Raw genomic sequence first — 429 nt, 5'->3', positions numbered from 1 at the left:
TGCTTTAATCCCACAGACTGGTATTTGCCGATGTTTTTGTCTTTGCTCAATAGCGTTAAATTGTGGAGGATGGCCTGCCAGATAAGCATCCGATCGAAAGGGTCGCGGTGCCAATCGGCTTTTAACAGGTGGTAACCTGCGGCTTCAGGTGGTAGGAGTGGAAGAACATCGAAGCCACTTTCTTGCGCCAGAGCGGGAAGCTCTTCGGGAGAGACCCCTGTTAAGTCGAGTTTACCCAACCGGTACTTCAATGAAAGTTCCCAAAAGCTCACGGAACTAACGAATACCGTATTGGTGGCATCTTCCAACAAGATGGATACCTTGGCCGATAGCTTTTTGCGATCCAATAATGCCCAAAGAAATGTATGCGAATCCAAGAGATACTTCATCCCAACAAGTCTTCTTCGGTCATTTTAAAATCGGTCTTAA

The 429-nt window shown here is 46.6% G+C and carries 1 protein-coding gene; it reads right to left on the bottom strand.

Features of this window, described 5'->3' with window-relative positions; all coding sequences use genetic code 11:
* A partial coding sequence (locus U9S71_RS21150) for a type II toxin-antitoxin system VapC family toxin (RefSeq protein ID WP_326329804.1) occupies positions 1-389 on the bottom strand: 389 nt, incomplete at its 3' end.
* Positions 390-429: the final 40 nt, after the last annotated feature.

Origin of the sequence: Parapedobacter flavus (assembly GCF_035818675.1) — a bacterium.
GTDB classification, from domain to species: domain Bacteria; phylum Bacteroidota; class Bacteroidia; order Sphingobacteriales; family Sphingobacteriaceae; genus Parapedobacter; species Parapedobacter flavus.
Note: the sequence above shows the minus strand (reverse complement) of the source record. Positions and strands in the feature narration are given on the sequence as shown.